This is a genomic window from Rhodoflexus caldus (genome assembly GCF_021206925.1).
GTDB lineage: Bacteria > Bacteroidota > Bacteroidia > Cytophagales > Thermoflexibacteraceae > Rhodoflexus > Rhodoflexus caldus.
Genome location: NZ_JAJPRF010000003.1, coordinates 223,914 through 241,873 on the forward strand (window position 1 = coordinate 223,914; position 17,960 = coordinate 241,873).

Below are 17,960 nucleotides of genomic sequence, written 5' to 3' on the forward strand. Positions count from 1 at the left end.
TTCACTCTTTTTTTATTTGTACAACTTTGTGTATCAACCAAATTTAAATGTTATGGCAGCAGTAAAACTCACCGTAAACAGCAACGGTTCATTAAAAGTAGAAGGCGATTTTGAAATTGTAGATGCACAAGGAAATGTATATGGCTTGGGCGGACGCACGGCAGTATCTATTTGTCGCTGTGGTTTGTCGCAAAACAAGCCTTTTTGCGATGGCTCGCACCGCGGCCATTTTGACCACGATGCTAAGGCTTTTGACCTCCCTCCTAAAAAGCAGTAGCAGGGATTAGCCGCAGCCGCAACGCAATGTGCCAAAGCAAAATGGCAATCAGTGCGCCTGCCATTGCGCCCAAAAGCACATCAGCCGGATAATGTACGCCTACATATATCCGGCTGTAACTTACAATGGCTGCCCACAAGCATATGCCCCAACGAAGCGCATTTTTATACTGCCATTGCGGAAACAGCAGCCATAAAAACGCTGCTAATGCAAAAGTGTTCGCAGCATGAGAAGATATGAATCCGTATTGTCCGCCGCAACCAATCGGTACAAATATTTGTTCTTGCAACGAAGGTTCATGGCAGGGGCGCAAACGCTCAAAAAGCGGTTTTATCAGCCCTGATGCAAACTGGTCGCTGCACAAGATGATGCAGGCAATCAATAGCAGGTATCGCCAAGATTGCTTTTTGTACGATACAATAATACCCAATCCAATCAGGATGTAGAGTGGAATCCATACGTGGGTGGCGGTGGCAAAAATCATTATCCCGTCTAAGGCAGGATGGTGCAGGCTGTTCAGCCATAAAAAAAGGTTTTTGTCCCACGCTTGTAAGGTGTCTATGATAGATGCTGTTGTCATTACAAAGGGAAAAAAGCATACACCATGCGCGCTACCAAAAAATAAACGGCCAGACCCAGCAAATCATTGGCAGTGGTAATAAATGGCCCTGAGGCAAGGGCGGGGTTAATGCCGAAACGGTCTAATACCAATGGAGTAACCGTTCCCATAAGCGATGCCAGAATAACTACGCTGAACAAGGCTACCGAAACCACTATGGCAAGCGTCATTTTATTGAAAATGACAATGTTAAAGCCAAATACTACCATTGAAATCACCAGCCCGTTGAGCAGCGCTACCAACATCACTTTCCACAATCGCTGCCAGATAGAGGCCGTGGGGGTGCTGTCTTCGGCGAGGCTCTGCACAACAATGGTTGAAGACTGTATGCCTACATTGCCGCCGGTAGCCGTGATGAGCGGAATAAAAAATGCCATTGCGGGAATCAAGGCAAGGTCTTGCTCAAAAATGCCGATGAAGCGAGCACCCAAAATTCCACCCAACATACCAATCAGCAGCCAAGGCAGGCGTGCGCGGGTCAGTTTCCAAATAGAATCATCTTCTTCAATATCCTCCGAAATACCGGAAACCGCCTGTAAGTCTTTGTCGGCCTGCTCAACAATTAAGTCCACGATATCGTCAATGGTAATGCGCCCCAATAGTTTTCCGCGCACATTGACCACAGGGATGGCTTCAAGGTCATACTTTTGCATCAGGGCAGCCACTTCTTCGCCTGCGCGATAGGTTTCTACGGCTACCACATCTTCTATTACCAGATTTTTAATCAGTTCGTTGTCTTTGGCAATTACGATTTGTTTGAGCGGCAGTCTGCCAACCAGCACGTCATCGTCATCTACAACGTAAACCGAATAAATTTTTTCTACATTTTCTGCCTGTCGTCTGATTTCTTCAATGCATCGCTGCACCGTCCAGTTGATATTGGCTTTGATGAGCTCGGTAGCCATCAATCCGCCGGCACAGTCGGGTTCATAGTGCAACAGGTCTTTGATATAATTGCTTTGTTCTTCGCTCAACAGCGCCATCACCTCTTCTCGGATGCGAACGGGTTGCTCATTGAGCAAATCCACCGCATCGTCGGAGTCCATATAATCTACAATGGCGGCTATTTCCTCTGCATTGAACAGCTTTAAAAAATCTCTTCGGATATCTGACTCCAAGTCGCTGAGAATATCGGCGCTCACATTGGGTGGCAGCAGTTGAATTACATACTTACTGTCAGCGCCATTGAGTTCATGCAAAATAGCGCTGATGTCTGCCGGATACAGGTCAGCCGTTACGCGAAGGATGTAGTCATCGTCGCGTTTGCGAACGGCTTGCTCAAACTTGTTCAGTAATTCGGTAGAGAGTTCCAAAACTTTTTATTTTTTCATGGTGGCAGGATACTGATAGCCAAATCGCTTGGTAATTTCTGCTTTGGGCAGCACCTCTGAGGATATCTTCATCGGAATATCCGTATTGGGGCGATTGAATCGGTCGCCGGGCTGTGCAGCAATTTTATCGAGTACGTCAAAACCATCCAGAATTTTCCCGAAAACGGTGTATTCTCCATCCAGAAACGGCACTCCGCCAATGGTGGTGTATTTCTGAATTTGCTCGGCGGTCAGCGGCTTGTCCAACTCCACACCAAATTCTTTTTCACAAATGTCTTTGTGTTGTAAAATGAGCTTCTGAATGCCTTCATTGTCGCCGCGTTGTTGCAACTCGTTGAGTTGTGCGGTCAAAGAAGCATAGGCAGGTTTGGTAAGCAATTGCTGAAACAGTTCGTAGAGTTTGTACAAATCGGTGCGCATATCGAGCAGTTCCTGTTCGGTGTAGGTTTTGCCCTGTACAATGTAGAACTGGCTGCCGTCGGATTGTTTTTCGGGGTTTACTTGGTCGCCTTTGCGGGCAGCACAAATAGCGCCTTTCTCATGGAAATACTTATCGGGCATAAACTCGGCAGGCAGGAAATAGCCGGGGCCGTTATTGCCCAGCATCACGCCCGGCGCAGCACCTCTGGACTGCGGGTCGCCGCCCTGAATCATAAAGTCTTTGATGCAGCGATGGAACAGCAAATCGTCGTAGTATTTTTCCTTGACCAGTTTAATAAAGTTGTCTCGGTGTTGTTTGGTTTCTTCATACAAAATGGCGTGCATTTCGCCCATGGGTGTACTGATGGTAATCAGCACGTCTTTGTCGGGAGAAATTTCTGCGGTCGTTGTTTGGGACTGTCCCTGTGAAGATTGTTCACAAGCAGTCAGCAAACCAAAAATTACCAGCCCTGCCAACAGTCGTTGCATATACTTCATTCGCTTTGTATTCTGTTTATCTTTGCCAAAATTACATAAAAGCAGTCAATCCAACCGCCATGAATCAATCGGAGCGCATCATTATCGGCTTAGACCCCGGAACGGTGGTCATGGGCTATGGCATTGTAAAAATGACAGGCCGCAAGTTGGAAGCACTGCAAATGGGTGTTATCCATTTGAGTAAGTACGATAATCATGCGCAAAAGCTGCAAAAAATCTGGGAGCGCGTCCATCAGTTGGTTGAGCAGTACATGCCCGATGAAATGGCATTGGAAGCGCCTTTTTACGGCAAAAATATCCAGTCTATGCTTAAACTTGGGCGTGCCCAAGGGGTAGCAATGGCTGTAGCGCTTGCCAGAGGGATTCCCATTATTGAATATGCACCCAAAAAAGTAAAGCAGGCGGTAACGGGCAACGGCAGTGCTTCAAAGGAGCAGGTGGCGGCAATGCTGCAAAGTCAGTTGGCGATTGGTGAACTGCCGGAACTGTTAGATGCTACCGATGCGCTTGCCGTGGCGGTTTGTCATGCTTACCAGCAGCAAACACCTGCCCGCGGAAAAGCCAAAAATTGGGCGGCATTTATTGCCGATAATCCCGACCGGGTTAAAAAATCTTAGAAAACAGGGCATTTGATACCGGTCTGGCGGCGAAAATCGCGCGTTGCCCACGTGTACACGATGCCTATTTCATGCGAGCCGCTCGTTACCCTGTTCATATTGCTGATGGGCAGGTCATAACTGTAAGCCATTTGCCAGTTGTCGCGATAAATGCCGATGATAGCAGCAACAGCATCCTGACGAGGCAGGCCGAACGATTGCAACAAGGGCAGGCCGCGATACTGTGCGCCAACCTGAATGGGGGAGCGTTCAAATGCCACACGAGCGCCTATATCCAACTGTCGCGCTGCTCCCTGTTGTTTAAAAAGCATTGCAGGCAGCAGGTAGATATCGCCGCTGCCATCCGTCGGAAAGGAAAACTTGCCTCCCATATGAGCGGCATAGAGGCGCGGCAATGCGGCAGACTCGCCGGTTAGGAAGGAAATATCGGGCTTGTTCAGATGCAAAACCGAAGCCCCTGCCCAAAACTGCGCGCTGTAAAACAATATGCCGGAGCCAAAATCAGCAAAAAAACGGCTGTTGCTGCCGTTGCCCTCAAATACATCGGGTTCATCGGGGCGCACTTGGCTGGTAAAGCGCAGTGAGTTGATGGCAGTGCTGCGATTAGACAGCCCCGCGTTCAGTCCCATGCGCAATATGTACTTGCTGCTCAATCGCAGTTGAAAACTGTACACTGCCTGCAAGGCAATTTGCTGGAACTGACCGGTCGGTGCCGTATCGTGGGTCAAATAAGCCCCTGCTCCGCTGCTAATGGTTGGGAGGTTAGCATCAAAAGCGGCATAGGTAGTCGCCATGCGTGCCGACGCACCTAACCACTGCTGCCGATGCAGTAATCCCATGCGATATTGCGTAGTAGTGCCTGTAAAAGCAGGATTTACAGCCATAGGCGCAAGGTAAAACTGCGTAAACTGTGGGGTTTGCGCGTGCAGGCTCCAAGACAGGAAAAGCCATATTAAACCTGCCGAAGTCAGATAGTAGTTTCTCATCAATTTTCACTGCGCAAGGGTAATGCCACAGTTCGCAAAGGAAGGGTTTGCATGTCCGGCATTTTTTGTTCTTGCGGTTGCCGGGCAGGGTTGCCCGCAATTTTGGTGGCAGGCTTTTCGGTTGCTGCCTTTTTCTGACGGGGCGTTATAAAATCCTTACGGATGATTTCTTCTTCTAAATGCTTTCTGGAAGTTGTGCGACGGATATATTTTTCCATCATCAGGCTGGCGATAGGGGCAGCCCATGTGCCGCCAAATCCTGCATTTTCTACATAAACCGCAATGGCAATTTTAGGATTGTGCTTGGGGGCAAAACCGATGAATACTGAGTGGTCATCGCCGTGGGGGTTCTGTGCCGTTCCTGTTTTTCCGCAAATCGGCAAATCGGGGATGAATGCACGTCTGGCAGTGCCTGCCCGCACTACCTGTTCCATACCCGAAACGATGTACTCAAAATATTCCCGCTTGATACCGGTTTCATGCTTCACCAGGAACTTTTCGTCAATATTGCCCGGTTGGTCTATTCCTTTGATGATGTGGGGCGTATAATAATAGCCGCGATTGGCCATAATAGCGGCAAGGTTGGCCATTTGAATGGGCAGTACACCTATCTCGCCTTGCCCGATGCTAAGGGAATAGATGTTGCCGAATTTCCAAGGATTGCCCTTGTACTTTTTATCATAGTACGCTACGGTAGGCACTAAGCCCGATTTTTCATTGGGCAAATCTGACCCGAGCGGCTTGCCAAGCCCGAACTTATCTAAGTATTTCACCCAATTGGCAAGACCGATACGGGTATCTTCCACATAGTTTTTGGATTTCTCCTGAATGATAATCCGATGGAATACCCGATGATAGAATGGGTTGCAGGAGTGTTGCACCGAACCTCTTACATCTAACGGGCTGGGGTGCGAGTGGCACTTGACAATATCCTGTACGCAAGGGATTCTGGTATTTACGGTATCTATTACGCCCTCCTGTAAGCCGATAAGTGCTTGCACCAACTTAAAAATAGAGCCGGGCGGATAAGGAGCCATTAGTGTGCGGTTGTAAAGCGGGCGATGCGTGTCGTTTACCAGCATGGCATAGTTCTGCGACACCTCTTTGCCTGAGCCGGTCAGTTTGTTGGGGTCGTAGGAGGGGGCAGAAATCATTGCCAAAATTTCACCCGTTGCCGGTTCTATGGCTACAATGCTGCCGATTTTGTTTTGCATCAACAGTTCGCCGTATTGCTGTAACTCCAAATCTACCGAAGAAATCAGCGTTTTGCCGTTTTCGGGCAAGGTGTCAAATGCTCCGTTGCGATAAGAGCCTTTTACCACGCGCCGTACATCCACGTAGTTATAGGTTACGCCGCGTTTGCCTCTCAATATGCGCTCATAACTTGCTTCAATACCCGACCTGCCTATTTGGTCACCCGCTTTGTAGTAGCCTTCCGCATCTTGTTCTAAAATTTTCTTATCAACTTCCTTTACATAACCCAACGCATTGGCCATGCTTTTATGCGGATACTCGCGAACGGTACGAGCTTCTTCAAAAAGACCGCTGAACTCATCCATACGGTCTCTGATTTTGGCGAAGTGGTCTATCTTAACGTCCTTTAAAAATAAGGAGGGTTTATGGCGGGAGTACTGTTTTGCTTTGGTGTATTTATCAATCAACTCTTCTTTGCTGATATCGAACAGGCTGCAAAATTGGACGGTGTCTTTCAGAAAAAAGTCTTTGGGAATGATGTAAATATCAAATACGGGCGTATTGGAAACAACGAGCTTTCCGTAGCGGTCGGTGATGATACCGCGTACGGCATGGCGTACTACACGCTGCACGGCATTATTGTCAGCTTCTACTTTGTAGTCTTGGTCAAGTACCTGCAAAAAGAACAGTTTTACCAAAAATATAAAGCCAACAACAAAAATGGCGAACTGAATAATATATCGCTTATTCACGTCAGCAGAACAGGTATAGGTTTAACTGAAAATATTGATTGATAAAGGGTTACGCAGCAATTTAGCGCACTTTTGTTAAAAGCGATTTTTTTTAACGGATTTTTATGCAAACACTTGTTGCTGCCTGTAAAGTTTACGCATAGTTACGTATTTTATTGTATCTTACCAATAATAAACAGGATAATAACAAGGTGTTATCATAAAAAAACTGCCAAATCGGTTGGGATTTGGCAGTTGATGAGGAGAGTTTTGCAGAAGTGCTATTCCTGAGTTTTTCCGCGCAGCGCACGTGGAATGGCAATGCTTGCAACAGTTACCTGTCCGTTGGTCAGAATTTCAAAATTGTTGGTTACAATATCGCGCACACGAACCGACTTGCCCAAATCCATATTGGTAATGTCTAACTCTACAAAGTCAGGCATATGAGCAGGCAAAGCTTTGATGCGTACTTTTGATTGTTTTACCACCAATTTACCACCTTTTTGTACACCAATGGCAGTGCCTTTCAGGTGTACGGGGATGTTCATCTTCACGGGCTTATCATCCTGCAACTCGAGGAAGTCAGCGTGCATAATCATCTCGTTTACAGGATGGAACTGGATGTCTTGCAGGATAGCTTTATAGATATCACCTTCAATGTTGAGTTCAACCATGTGAACTTCCGGTGTATAAATCAGCCCGCGGAACAAAATCATAGGTACGGCAAAATGTACCTGATGGCCTGCGCCATACAACACGCAAGGAACAAGCGCTTCGTTGCGAAGGTCTTTAGCGTTCCTTTTTCCGAGATTTGCTCTTTTAAACCCTATAATCTCAAGCGTTTTCATAAATAGATGTTGATAAAATGGAAAATATGATTAAATAAACAAGGTGCTGATAGACTCTTGGTCGTGGATTTTGCGAATGGCTTTGGCAAATAAATCCGCTACCGAGAGATACGTGATTTTAGGATGGTTCTCAACACGCGGAGGGAGTGTATCGGTAACAACTAATTCCTCCAACTGCGAATTTTCTATGTTGCTAATGGCCTTTCCGGAAAGGATGGCATGTGAGCAAATGGCACGAACCGACTTTGCGCCTTTTTCTTTCAGCACTTCTGCCGCTTTGCAAAGCGTGCCGGCTGTATCTACCATGTCATCAATCAGGAAAATATCCATTCCTTCCGGTTCGCCGATTACCTGCATGGCTGCTACTTCGTTGGCGCGTTTGCGTTGCTTGTCGCAAATGACCATATCGGCATTGAAATAGCTGGCAAATGCGCGCGCACGGGCTACTCCTCCCATATCAGGCGATGCAAATATGACATTCAACTGGTGTGTTTTAACCAAGTTGCGGATATACGGAACAAAAATGGAGATGGCGCTCAGGTGGTCTAACGGAATATCAAAGAAGCCCTGAATTTGTCCGGCGTGCAGGTCGCAGGTGATGATGCGGTTGGCACCTGCCGCAGATAACAAGTTGGCAACCAATTTGGCAGCGATGCTGACGCGGGGGCGGTCTTTGCGGTCTTGTCGTGCATAACCGAAATATGGAATTACTACGGTTACATATTTGGCCGATGCTCTGCGTGCCGCATCAATCATAAGCAGCAGTTCCATCAAGTTTTCGGCAGGCGGCATGGTGGACTGAATCAAAAATACATGCTCGCCGCGGATAGACTCCTCAAAGGCTACCGAAAGCTCGCCATCGCTAAAACGCTTGCGCTCTAATGCGCCAAGAGGCGTACCGTAAGAGTGGGCTATTTTAACAGCAAGTTCCAAGGAGCCGCTGCCTGAGAAAATCTTAACGGGCATAACCGCTTATAACTAATGTTCCTTACTAAAACAAAATAATCCCGATGTGCATCGGGATTATTTTGTTTGTTGACCGACCTGGACTCGAACCAGGAATAACAGAACCAAAATCTGCTGTGTTGCCAATTACACCATCAGTCAATCCTTAATTGTGCCACAAATTTATAGCATCGGAATAAAATTGCAAGCGCTCACAAAAAATTTTTTTATGCGTGTTGCTTTTTAATATCGTGCAGAATCTTTTCGCCGCCTTGTTCGAGTACTTTGTAGGCCAAGGCATACCCGATAGCTTCGGGGTCATCTGTGCTTCCGGTCTGCTCTGCACGCACAATTTCACGACCGTTCAGGCTGATAATGCCCCCTTTGATGGTCAGCTCGTTGTTTGATGTGAACTCTGCCAATGCAAAAGTCGGGATGCTGCACCCTCCTTGCAGCGTGCGCAGAAAAGCTCGCTCGGCACGCAGACGCAATTCGGTCGGCTCATGATTAACCGCATTTCTGATTTTGTGAAGCAGGTCTTCATTCATTCGCATGGAAGCCTCAACAGCAATGCTGCCTTGACCAACGGCGGGAGTAAACGTATCGGTTGGCAGGTGCATGACAATAAATTCCTCGTACTCCATGCGATTAACGCCCGCATAGGCAAGCACCAACGCATCGCAAAGCCCTTCTTCCATTTTGCGCATACGGGTTTGCAGGTTGCCGCGCACATCTACGGTCTTCATTTTGGGCATGTAATGCTTAATCATGGCGATGCGGCGGGTGGAAGATGTACCTAATACGATTTTTTGGCTTTCGTCCAGTGTGAAATACTTATTGTAGCTTACCAGTACGTCGTGTACTTTCTCTCGCTCGGTGTAGGCAATGATTTCCAACTCATTGGGTAATGATGACGGCAAATCTTTTGCACTGTGTACGGCAATATCTATTCCGCCGCTGTGCAGTTGCTGCTCTAACTCTTCCGTGAAAATGCCCTTACCGCCAATTTTGGAAATGGTTTTGTGCAATATTTTATCGCCGGCGGTTTCTATCGGAACAATCTCTACTCCGAATCCTTCATTTTGCAGGCGTTGGGCAACATATTCGGCCTGCCATAGGGCTAATCGGCTGGCGCGCGTACCGATGCGAATTACTTGTTCCACAGTATTTTGTTTGGTATTTAGGCTTGCGTGCACAAATAAAATAAAAAAAGCGATACGAAAAATGCAAAAAGCCTAATTTTGGCGCTATGTGGCAGTGGTTTGTCTATAAAGAAAATGAGCCGCTGATTTTCAGCGCAGCTATCTTTTGGGTCTTTTTTGGCGTAGTATTATTAGGGTATCAGTTTATTTACCAAAACAACCGCGCCCGCAGCCTGTACCTGATGGCAGTAAGCATGTATTTCTACTACCTCTCGGGAGGCTATTTTTTTACTTTGCTGATACTTTCCACTATCATAGACTACCACATCGGCAAGAAAATTTATGAGTCGGATAACCCTGTGCTTCGGAAACGGCTCGTAACGGCAAGCGTGGTGATTAACCTTGCCATTTTGGGCTATTTTAAGTACACCTACTTCCTGACCGACATTATCAACCAACTGGCAGGGACGGATTTTCAGGCTACTAATCTGTTGGCAGTTATTACGAATCAGTTGGCGGGTACTTCTTTTGATATTGACAATATTATTTTGCCCGTCGGGATTTCGTTTTATACGTTCCAAACTATCAGCTACTCCATAGACATTTACAGGGGCAACCTCAAACCCGTGAACGACATTTGGGATTTTGCCTTTTTCGTGAGTTTTTTCCCGCAGTTGGTCGCAGGCCCCATTGTGCGGGCTTCGGATTTTGTGCCGCAAATCTATAAGCCCTACAACTTGAACCAAGAGGAGTTCGGGCACGCCGTTTTCCTGATTATCAACGGCTTAATTAAAAAGATTTTCATTTCGGACTATATCTCCATCAACTTTGTGGACAGGGTTTTTGAAAGCCCGCTGACTTATAGCGGATTTGAAAACCTGATGGCTGTTTACGGTTATTCTATCCAGATTTACTGCGATTTTTCGGGCTACAGCGACGTGGCTATCGGACTTGCGCTGCTGTTGGGCTACCGCCTGCCGCTAAACTTCAACTCGCCCTACAAGGCACAAAACATCACCGATTTTTGGCGACGCTGGCATATTTCGCTCTCCTCTTGGCTGCGCGATTACCTCTATATTTCGCTGGGCGGCAACCGCAAGGGCAAGGTACGCACCTACATCAATTTGCTGCTGACCATGTTGCTTGGCGGTTTGTGGCACGGCGCACACGTGCGATTCATCATTTGGGGCGCATTGCACGGCATTGCTCTGGCGGTTCATAAGATGTGGATGGAGGCGTTCCCTGCCAAAAAAACAGAAGGCGAAACAGGTGCTGCCCTTTGGAGCAGCCTGCTCACCTTCCATTTTGTAGCTTTCTGCTGGATATTTTTCCGCGCTGCCGATATGCAAGCCGTCGGCGATATGCTCTCGCAAATTGCGTTCAACTTTCAGCCTGAAATCATTGCGGCGGCACTTGGGGCGTACTACAAGCCCTTCCTGCTGATTGCTTTCGGATTTGCGGCGCACCTGTTGCCGCGTTCGTTCAAAACTTCGCTTTCGGTGCGGTTTACCGCCCTGCCCGACCTGACCAAAGCGATCATTATTGCATTTGTAGCGCTGCTGCTGTTTCAGATGAAAACCGCGGCGGTACAGCCGTTTATTTATTTTCAGTTTTAATCATGCTCGTCCGCACAGTTAAGCAATGCAAAATCCGTTGCAAATCGGCATAAACTTGGCTTACTTTGTAGATACAAATTGCTAACAATGAAATATTTAAAATATTATTTGCTCGCTTTGGCGGTCATTCTTGTTGACCAAGCCGTGAAGTTGGCTGTTCATGAGTACATGCAGATGGGGCCGCTGGGTGAAATCAAAATCTTTGGAGATTGGTTCAAACTGCACTATACACTCAACCCCGGTATGGCATTCGGGCTGGAATTTGGCTCGGAATACGGCAAAATCGGGCTGACGCTGTTCCGTATTGTAGCTGTGGCAATTATTGCGGTTTACATTGCTTATATGGCGCGCCGAGGTGCTCACAGCGGGTTTATTTGGTGCATGGCCTTGGTGCTGGGTGGCGCTTTGGGCAATGTGATAGACAGTACGTTCTATGGCGTATTGCTGGACAATGCTTTGTTTGTCCTCAATCCTCCGCCTTTGTATCCTTGGTTTCACGGGCAGGTAATAGATATGTTCTACTTAGACATCTGGGAAGGCGCCTTACCTGACTATATACCGCTGATTGGCGGCAACTATTACTCGCTCTGGCCTATATTCAACGTTGCCGATGCTTCTATTTTTATAGGTGTAATGTTGATTCTGATTTTTCAGGGGAAATTTTTTGACCGCTCCGTGCCTGAATCCGACAAACAGGTTGAGCCGGAAATTATGCCGGATGCGGAAACGACCAAAACTATCAATTAAGCGGTTTGCATCGGCTGCTGTTGCCTGACTGCCGCTATGCTACCTCAATTGTCGGAACATGTTTGAAAAAAGTCATAAGTTAGACAGGGTTTTCTACGAAATCCGCGGGCCTGTATATGAACAGGCAGCCGAGTTGGAAATGCAAGGCTATAAAATCACCCGACTCAATATCGGGAATCCTGCGCCGTTTGGATTTGATGCGCCCGATGAAATTATACACGATATCATCATGAACTTGCGCAATGCGCAGGGCTACGTGGATTCTAAAGGTCTTTTTGCCGCCCGCAAGGCAGTGATGCACTATTCGCAACTTAAAGCCATTAAGGATGTTACCATTGATGATATCTTTATCGGCAACGGTGTGAGCGAACTCATTCTGCTTTCCATGCAGGCGCTGCTCAACGACGGCGACGAAATTCTTGTGCCCGCTCCCGATTATCCGCTGTGGACTTCGGCTGTCAATCTTTCGGGAGGCACTCCCGTACATTACATGTGTGACGAACAGGCCGACTGGATGCCCGACTTGGCAGATATTGAGCGAAAAATCACTCCCAAAACCAAGGGCATTGTCATTATTAACCCCAACAACCCAACCGGTGCGGTGTACTCTTCGGATATGTTGCAGCAGTTGGTGGAAATAGCCGTTAGGCACAAACTCATCGTCTTTTCCGATGAGATTTATGATAAAATTCTCTATGATGACACTGCTCATTTCTCTACCGCTGCATTTTCCGGCGAAACGCTTTTTGTAACCTACGGAGGGCTTTCCAAAGCATACAGGGCTTGCGGCTTTCGCGGGGGCTGGATGATTTTGAGCGGGGATAAAAAGCACGCACAGTCGTACATTAACGGGCTGAACACGTTGGCAAGTATGCGACTTTGCAGCAATGTTCCCGCACAATTTGCCATTCAAACAGCGCTTGGGGGCTACCAAAGCATCAATGAGTTGGTAATGCCCAGCGGCAGGCTTCGCAAGCAGCGCGATTATTGCTGGCAAAGGCTCAACCAGATGCCGGGTATCAGTTGTGTAAAACCCAAAGGGGCTTTTTACATGTTCCCTAAGATTGACACCCAAATGTATCGGGTGGACAACGACCAGCAGTTTGTGCTTGACCTGTTGCGACAACAGCATTTGCTGATTGTACAGGGTTCGGGTTTTAATTGGCCGCACCCCGACCATTTTCGCATCGTATTTTTGCCTACGGTAGACGAACTTGCCGTTGCCTTAGATAAATTGGAGAAGTTTTTGGAAAGCTACCGACGTTAGTCAAATTTTTTGCTTTCCGTGCGTAGTTTGTCCAACAGGGTATTAAACAGCACCAATTCTTCGGGGGTGAGTGCGCCAAAGCGAGCTTCCATGCGCTTTACGTCGTGGTCGGCGGCTTTGAGCAATGCCAGCCCTTGCTCGTTGATTAAAATATTAACAATTCGTCGGTCATCATCGGAACGCCAACGGTCAATATAGCCTCTGGTGGCCAGTTTTTCTACCATGCGGGAAACATCCGACATTTTATCAAGCATACGCACCCGAATGTATTTCAGCGATACAGGCTCGGGGTATGCGCCCCGTAAAATGCGCAGCATGTTGTACTGTTGTGAAGTCAGGGCATGTTTTTTCAGAAAACTGTCCAATTCGGAAGTAGCCCAATTGGCTGTATAAATAAGATTAACCGATGCCTTGTGCCGGTCGTTCTGGAATCGGCTTTGTATTTCTTCTTCAATACTTGCCATCGTGGTTGTATATGTTTTGGTCAAAGGTAGTAACAACGCGTTAAGAAATAATATTTCGGGAACAATGTTGCTTGTTCTGTTATAAGTCGGCAGGCGGAGTTTTGAAATATTGCTGTATTTGTTCTTTGGAGGGCTGGTTGAGCGGCCGTACTACCCGAAAACCAACGAAAGAGGCATCGGTAAACCACCATTTGCTTTTGGGAATCTGCGGGTCGCGCTGTTTCCACTCGGGGGCAGAGCCTCGGCGGGCAGCACTGCGCAAGCGGTCGGGGTCATCGTCCCATGAGCCGCCACGCACAACGATAGGATAGAGTGATTCTACGGGCAGGTAGGGTTTACTGTTCTTTTGTGCATAAGCATCGGCTGCATATTGGTCTAATACCCATTCGGCAACGTTACCGTGCATATCGTATAAGCCCCATGCGTTGGGTTTCTTTTGCCCTACGGGATGATAAGCGCCGTTGCTGTTGTCGTAAAACCATGCATAGTCGCCCAATTGCGAAGCATCATCACCGAAACAATAAGCCGTTTTGCTTCCTGCACGGCAGGCATACTCCCACTCTGCTTCGGTCGGTAGCCGATAGAAATGTCCTGTTTGGGCGGTTAGCCATTGGCAAAAGGCAAGTGCTGCGTACTGTGTCATATTAATGGCAGGGAAACCGCGCTTTCCCATGCCAAAGCTCATATCCACATAGGGCTGGCTGGGCAGCGCAACGGCATCTATCATTTGTTTGCCTGCGTATTCGCCTTTGATGAAATCGGGATTCATGCTGCCGTTGGTTTCCTTGTTGACAAAGGCATCGTACAAGTCCCATGTAATTTCAAACTCTGCCATCCAGAAAGGTTCAATGCTGACTTCGTGCTGAGGCCCTTCGTCGTCTTTGCGGCCTACTTCCGAAGACGGACTGCCCATCGTAAACTTGCCGCCGGGGATAGGCAGCATTCGGAAAGAAAGGTCTGTTCCGGGGATTTTTTCCGTGTATGCTTCAATTTTTGCCTGTTTGGACGCATTTTTTTGTGCCCATGCTGCCGTTGCAAACAACATGAGCACTATCAGAAAACCGTTTTTCATGGATTGTTTAAAAAAACGAAGATAAGCAATTGCTAAAAATCACCATTGGCAGCACCTGCGCTTTTCTGTTGCGGAGGACGCACGCCTACCATCAATGAGCTAAATTCTTTGGCTTTCCATATGCCCCTGTCATTCCTGACCAAAGTAAGCGGTCGGTCTGAATCGGCACCTGAGCAGCGCACAAAAACTTTCAGTTGCCCGTCGGACTCTTTGCCGCTGTATGGATTGGTAGAACAGGCTACCCGATGCGGCGGATTGCCAAGCGCATAGCTTGTTGCGGGTTTGGTGCCCAGAATGTAGCTGTAAGGTACGTATTTCTTGCTGTCTAACTGTTTCACCAAATAAGCCGATGAACTTCCAAAGTCAAAACCTTGATAACCGCCCTTGTCGGAAGGCGACAGCAGCGATTTGTCGGATGCGATAATCAGGCAAGGGTAGCCCGTTTCAGGGTTGCGCACATACATGATTGACGCAATCACAAAAACGGCAGCGCCCCCCTGAGGCGTGGTAGCCAGTCGGTCGCGCAGGCTGATAAATTCTTCCACGCTTTCAGGAATTTTCTCAAAGCTGACGGCAGGCAACTCTTGTTTTTGGGCAAATGCCGCACCGCCAATCAAAAGCAGGCACAGCGCAAGTATATTTTTCATGTGGCAGGTAGTTTTAGTATGCCTCAATTTAGAAAAAATATACAAAAACCGACGGATAATGGTCGTGCGCGGCCTGTATTGCCTTGTTATTTCGGAATCAACTCCACATAAGGAATGATAATTTCTTCCAACGAAATGCCCCCGTGCTGAAACGTATCCTTATAGTATTTCACGTAGTGGTTGTAGTTGTTCGGATAGGCAAAAAAGTAATCCTCCGTCGTGAATACATACGAAGTAGATACATTATACTTAGGCAAGTGCAGCGCTTCGGGTTTGCGGCATACGAATACATTTTTTTTGTCGTAATCCAGATTCTTACCCTGTTTGTAGCGCAGGTTCGTGTTGGTGTTTTTGTCGCCGATGATTTTGTAAGGCTTTGTGGTGCGAATAGTGCCGTGGTCGGTGGTGATAATCAACCGGCATTTTTTCTCGGCAATTTTGCGCACCATATCTACCAGCGGCGAATGTAAAAACCACGACTTGGTAATAGAGCGATAGGCAGCTTCATCGGGCGCAAGCTCGCGAATCATTTCCGTGTCGGTACGCGCATGAGAGAGCATATCCACAAAGTTGTAAACCACCACATTAAGCTGGTTGTGCAGCAAATTACTGAAATTTTCTACCAGCGTCTTGCTTTGGTTTTGGTGGATGATTTTGTGATAGCTGAACTTGATGTGTTCCAGTCGGTTGCGTTTGAGTTGGTATTGCAGGAAATCTTTTTCGTTATTGTTTTTTGCGCCTTCGTCCTCGTCGTCCTGCCAAAAATTAGGGATGATTTTTTCCAGTTCGGCGGGCAATACACCCGCAAAAATAGAATTGCGGGCAAAAGCGGTTGTCGTGGGCAAGATGGAGTAATAGGTGCTTTCCTGCTCCAAATTAAAGTACTCGGCCAGTAGTGGCTCCAATACTTTCCACTGGTCGTAGCGCAGGTTGTCTATCAGGAAAAAGAACGTAGGTTCGTTGGTCAGTTTTGGAAACAGCTTTTTGCGCAGCAACTGATGCGACATCAGCGGCTTTTCAATATCGGGATTGTTGAGCCATTCCTCATAGTTGCGCATAATGAACTTAGCAAAATTTACGTTGGCTTCGTCTTTTTGCATTTTGAGCACGTCTGCCATGCTTTGGTTGCCCGTGCTTTCCATTTCCAACTCCCAATACACCAATTTTTTATAGACTTCTGCCCATTCGTCGTGGTTCATTTCTTCGCTGAACGCCATCATAATGTTGCGGAAGTCCTGCTGATAACTTTGCGTGGTTTTTTCGCTGATGATGCGCTTTTGTTCCAACAGTTTTTTGATAGAAAGCACAATTTGGCTCGGATTAACGGGCTTGATGAGGTAATCGTCAATCTTAGCGCCGATAGCCTCTTCCATAATGCTTTCTTCCTCGCTTTTGGTAATCATCACCACCGGTACGTGCGGGCGCATGGTTTTGATTTGTGAAAGCACTTCCAGCCCGCTCATGCCGGGCATATTTTCATCCAGAAAAATAACGTCGTAGGATTGTTCGCCGAACTTTTCCAGAGCATCCGCGCCGCTGTTCACGGGCGTGATGTCATAGCCTTTTTTAGAAAGAAACAGAATGTGCGGTTTGAGCAAATCAATTTCGTCGTCAGCCCATAAAATATTGTATCGCTGCATGTAAATTATTGGTTTTTGAGTGATTCGAGTGATGTTAAAACAGCGTAAAAATGTATTTCATGCAGTTGGGTTAAATAATCCTTTACATATACGCAAACTTGCTGCCCACAGCCGCATTTTTAGTTAAATTAACATTTATCGGTAATAAAAACAACCGGTAAGGCGGCAACTTGTGAGAAGTTGAGAGAGAGTCCGGCAAGCTATCTGCCTCATTTTCTTGAAAATATTTGCGGCAAAGTTTGGATACTATAAATAGTGTGCTAACTTTGCAGTCCCAAATCGTAAGCGATAGGAAACTCTGCTTGTAAGCGACACGAGCAAAAGTCCTGTCGGACATCAAGTTTTAGTTTTTAGACTTATCGCTCACATTTTGTAAGGCCTTGTAAAAAAAGGTGCAAGGTTCTTATGGGCTTAAATTTCATCAAACGGCGGTTGCCGCTTTGAGGTAACAGATAAATAACGTTTGTAGCCATGTTACAACCGAAAAGGACAAGATTCAGAAAGCAGCAAAAAGGGCGCGTGAAAGGCATCGCACAACGCGGGCACACCTTAGCTTTTGGCGAATTTGGCATTAAAGCCTTAGAGCCGGGATGGATTACAGCGCGCCAAATCGAGGCAGCCCGTATTGCCATGACCAGAGCCATGAAACGCGAAGGCCAAGTATGGATTCGCATTTTCCCTGACAAGCCCGTTACGAAGAAGCCTGCCGAGGTGCGTATGGGTAAAGGTAAAGGTGCGCCTGAGTACTGGGTAGCTCCGGTAAAACCCGGAACAATTCTGTTTGAAGCAGGTGGTATCGACATTGCGCTTGCTCAGGAAGCACTGCGTTTGGCGGCACAAAAACTGCCCATTACCACCAAGTTTGTGGTTGCAAACGAATTGAAAGGTAACTTATAATC

18 protein-coding genes and 1 tRNA gene are annotated in these 17,960 nt (G+C 47.2%); 6 read left to right on the plus strand and 13 right to left on the minus strand.

Annotated features, from left to right (window positions below; genetic code table 11):
- Positions 1–52: 52 nt before the first annotated feature.
- Positions 53–277: a CDGSH iron-sulfur domain-containing protein gene (locus NDK19_RS05180; protein WP_250630788.1), complete on the plus strand. Its 225-nt coding sequence runs from the start codon at positions 53–55 to the stop codon at positions 275–277.
- Here the strand turns inward: NDK19_RS05180 and NDK19_RS05185 are convergent.
- From NDK19_RS05185 to NDK19_RS05195, 3 genes are read right to left on the minus strand one after another with little or no spacing between them, the layout of a single operon-like run.
- Positions 264–857 (minus strand): phosphatase PAP2 family protein, encoded by a 594-nt coding sequence (locus NDK19_RS05185; RefSeq protein ID WP_250630789.1) that lies wholly within the window; start codon positions 855–857, stop codon positions 264–266. The two genes, NDK19_RS05180 and NDK19_RS05185, sit on opposite strands and share 14 nt — an antisense overlap.
- A complete protein-coding gene (gene mgtE, locus NDK19_RS05190; RefSeq protein ID WP_250630790.1) occupies positions 857–2,209 on the minus strand; it encodes a magnesium transporter in 1,353 nt (450 codons plus the stop codon). The genes NDK19_RS05185 and mgtE overlap by 1 nt, the downstream gene beginning before the upstream one ends.
- Positions 2,210–2,215: 6 nt before the next feature.
- Positions 2,216–3,145: a peptidylprolyl isomerase gene (locus tag NDK19_RS05195; protein WP_250630791.1), complete on the minus strand. Its 930-nt coding sequence runs from the start codon at positions 3,143–3,145 to the stop codon at positions 2,216–2,218.
- Positions 3,146–3,204: 59 nt separating this feature from the next.
- Here NDK19_RS05195 and ruvC point away from each other — a divergent pair, with 59 nt between their 5' ends.
- On the plus strand, positions 3,205–3,762 hold the full coding sequence (ruvC, locus tag NDK19_RS05200; protein ID WP_250630792.1) for a crossover junction endodeoxyribonuclease RuvC: 558 nt from the start codon (positions 3,205–3,207) through the stop codon (positions 3,760–3,762).
- Here ruvC and NDK19_RS05205 read toward each other — a convergent pair.
- From NDK19_RS05205 to hemC, 6 genes are all read right to left on the minus strand, one after another.
- Positions 3,759–4,748, minus strand: coding sequence for a PorP/SprF family type IX secretion system membrane protein (locus tag NDK19_RS05205; protein WP_250630793.1), 990 nt, complete (start codon positions 4,746–4,748; stop codon positions 3,759–3,761). The genes ruvC and NDK19_RS05205 overlap by 4 nt on opposite strands.
- The gene (mrdA, locus tag NDK19_RS05210; RefSeq protein ID WP_250630794.1) at positions 4,748–6,694 is read right to left on the minus strand and encodes a penicillin-binding protein 2; all 1,947 of its coding nucleotides are present in this window, start codon (positions 6,692–6,694) and stop codon (positions 4,748–4,750) included. Before mrdA ends, NDK19_RS05205 begins: the two co-directional genes overlap by 1 nt.
- 260 nt (positions 6,695–6,954) lie before the next feature.
- A complete protein-coding gene (locus NDK19_RS05215; RefSeq protein ID WP_250630795.1) occupies positions 6,955–7,521 on the minus strand; it encodes a 50S ribosomal protein L25/general stress protein Ctc in 567 nt (188 codons plus the stop codon).
- Positions 7,522–7,551: 30 nt separating this feature from the next.
- Positions 7,552–8,487 carry a ribose-phosphate pyrophosphokinase gene (locus tag NDK19_RS05220; protein ID WP_250630796.1) on the minus strand — a complete coding sequence of 312 codons (936 nt, stop codon included), beginning with the start codon at positions 8,485–8,487 and terminating at the stop codon, positions 7,552–7,554.
- A gap of 69 nt (positions 8,488–8,556) precedes the next feature.
- Positions 8,557–8,628: transfer RNA gene (locus NDK19_RS05225), tRNA-Gln, on the minus strand.
- Positions 8,629–8,693: 65 nt separating this feature from the next.
- Entirely contained in the window at positions 8,694–9,629 is a 936-nt protein-coding gene (gene hemC, locus NDK19_RS05230) for a hydroxymethylbilane synthase (protein WP_250630797.1), read from the minus strand.
- A gap of 86 nt (positions 9,630–9,715) precedes the next feature.
- On the opposite strand from hemC, the gene NDK19_RS05235 reads away from it, so the two are divergent.
- The 3 genes from NDK19_RS05235 to NDK19_RS05245 all read left to right on the plus strand — a co-directional run bounded on the left by NDK19_RS05235 (position 9,716) and on the right by NDK19_RS05245 (position 13,238).
- Entirely contained in the window at positions 9,716–11,224 is a 1,509-nt protein-coding gene (locus NDK19_RS05235; RefSeq protein WP_250630798.1) for an MBOAT family O-acyltransferase, read from the plus strand.
- A gap of 87 nt (positions 11,225–11,311) precedes the next feature.
- The gene (locus NDK19_RS05240) at positions 11,312–11,971 is read left to right on the plus strand and encodes a lipoprotein signal peptidase (protein ID WP_250630799.1); all 660 of its coding nucleotides are present in this window, start codon (positions 11,312–11,314) and stop codon (positions 11,969–11,971) included.
- Positions 11,972–12,029: 58 nt separating this feature from the next.
- A complete protein-coding gene (locus tag NDK19_RS05245) occupies positions 12,030–13,238 on the plus strand; it encodes a pyridoxal phosphate-dependent aminotransferase (protein WP_250630800.1) in 1,209 nt (402 codons plus the stop codon).
- Here the strand turns inward: NDK19_RS05245 and NDK19_RS05250 are convergent.
- From NDK19_RS05250 to porX, 4 genes are all read right to left on the minus strand, one after another.
- On the minus strand, positions 13,235–13,702 hold the full coding sequence (locus tag NDK19_RS05250; RefSeq protein WP_250630801.1) for a MarR family winged helix-turn-helix transcriptional regulator: 468 nt from the start codon (positions 13,700–13,702) through the stop codon (positions 13,235–13,237). The two genes, NDK19_RS05245 and NDK19_RS05250, sit on opposite strands and share 4 nt — an antisense overlap.
- Before the next feature lie 79 nt (positions 13,703–13,781).
- Positions 13,782–14,774, minus strand: a complete 993-nt coding sequence (locus NDK19_RS05255; RefSeq protein ID WP_317207158.1) for a formylglycine-generating enzyme family protein — start codon at positions 14,772–14,774, stop codon at positions 13,782–13,784.
- A gap of 32 nt (positions 14,775–14,806) precedes the next feature.
- Entirely contained in the window at positions 14,807–15,421 is a 615-nt protein-coding gene (locus NDK19_RS05260; RefSeq protein ID WP_250630802.1) for a DUF6935 domain-containing protein, read from the minus strand.
- An 86-nt stretch (positions 15,422–15,507) separates the two neighbouring features.
- Positions 15,508–17,061 (minus strand): T9SS response regulator signal transducer PorX, encoded by a 1,554-nt coding sequence (porX, locus tag NDK19_RS05265; RefSeq protein WP_250630803.1) that lies wholly within the window; start codon positions 17,059–17,061, stop codon positions 15,508–15,510.
- Positions 17,062–17,532: 471 nt separating this feature from the next.
- On the opposite strand from porX, the gene rplP reads away from it, so the two are divergent.
- Entirely contained in the window at positions 17,533–17,958 is a 426-nt protein-coding gene (gene rplP / locus NDK19_RS05270) for a 50S ribosomal protein L16 (protein WP_250630804.1), read from the plus strand.
- The last annotated feature ends 2 nt before the right edge of the window (positions 17,959–17,960 follow it).

What these genes read in the sequence shown, in the direction of transcription:
- NDK19_RS05180 (WP_250630788.1), top strand. Translation starts at nt 53, where the DNA reads ATGGCAGCAGTAAAACTCACCGTAAACAGCAACGGTTCATTAAAAGTA.
- NDK19_RS05185 (WP_250630789.1), bottom strand. Translation starts at nt 857, where the DNA reads ATGACAACAGCATCTATCATAGACACCTTACAAGCGTGGGACAAAAAC.
- NDK19_RS05195 (WP_250630791.1), bottom strand. Translation starts at nt 3,145, where the DNA reads ATGAAGTATATGCAACGACTGTTGGCAGGGCTGGTAATTTTTGGTTTG.
- ruvC (WP_250630792.1), top strand. Translation starts at nt 3,205, where the DNA reads ATGAATCAATCGGAGCGCATCATTATCGGCTTAGACCCCGGAACGGTG.
- NDK19_RS05205 (WP_250630793.1), bottom strand. Translation starts at nt 4,748, where the DNA reads ATGAGAAACTACTATCTGACTTCGGCAGGTTTAATATGGCTTTTCCTG.
- NDK19_RS05215 (WP_250630795.1), bottom strand. Translation starts at nt 7,521, where the DNA reads ATGAAAACGCTTGAGATTATAGGGTTTAAAAGAGCAAATCTCGGAAAA.
- NDK19_RS05220 (WP_250630796.1), bottom strand. Translation starts at nt 8,487, where the DNA reads ATGCCCGTTAAGATTTTCTCAGGCAGCGGCTCCTTGGAACTTGCTGTT.
- NDK19_RS05235 (WP_250630798.1), top strand. Translation starts at nt 9,716, where the DNA reads ATGTGGCAGTGGTTTGTCTATAAAGAAAATGAGCCGCTGATTTTCAGC.
- NDK19_RS05240 (WP_250630799.1), top strand. Translation starts at nt 11,312, where the DNA reads ATGAAATATTTAAAATATTATTTGCTCGCTTTGGCGGTCATTCTTGTT.
- NDK19_RS05245 (WP_250630800.1), top strand. Translation starts at nt 12,030, where the DNA reads ATGTTTGAAAAAAGTCATAAGTTAGACAGGGTTTTCTACGAAATCCGC.
- NDK19_RS05250 (WP_250630801.1), bottom strand. Translation starts at nt 13,702, where the DNA reads ATGGCAAGTATTGAAGAAGAAATACAAAGCCGATTCCAGAACGACCGG.
- NDK19_RS05255 (WP_317207158.1), bottom strand. Translation starts at nt 14,774, where the DNA reads ATGAAAAACGGTTTTCTGATAGTGCTCATGTTGTTTGCAACGGCAGCA.
- NDK19_RS05260 (WP_250630802.1), bottom strand. Translation starts at nt 15,421, where the DNA reads ATGAAAAATATACTTGCGCTGTGCCTGCTTTTGATTGGCGGTGCGGCA.
- porX (WP_250630803.1), bottom strand. Translation starts at nt 17,061, where the DNA reads ATGCAGCGATACAATATTTTATGGGCTGACGACGAAATTGATTTGCTC.
- rplP (WP_250630804.1), top strand. Translation starts at nt 17,533, where the DNA reads ATGTTACAACCGAAAAGGACAAGATTCAGAAAGCAGCAAAAAGGGCGC.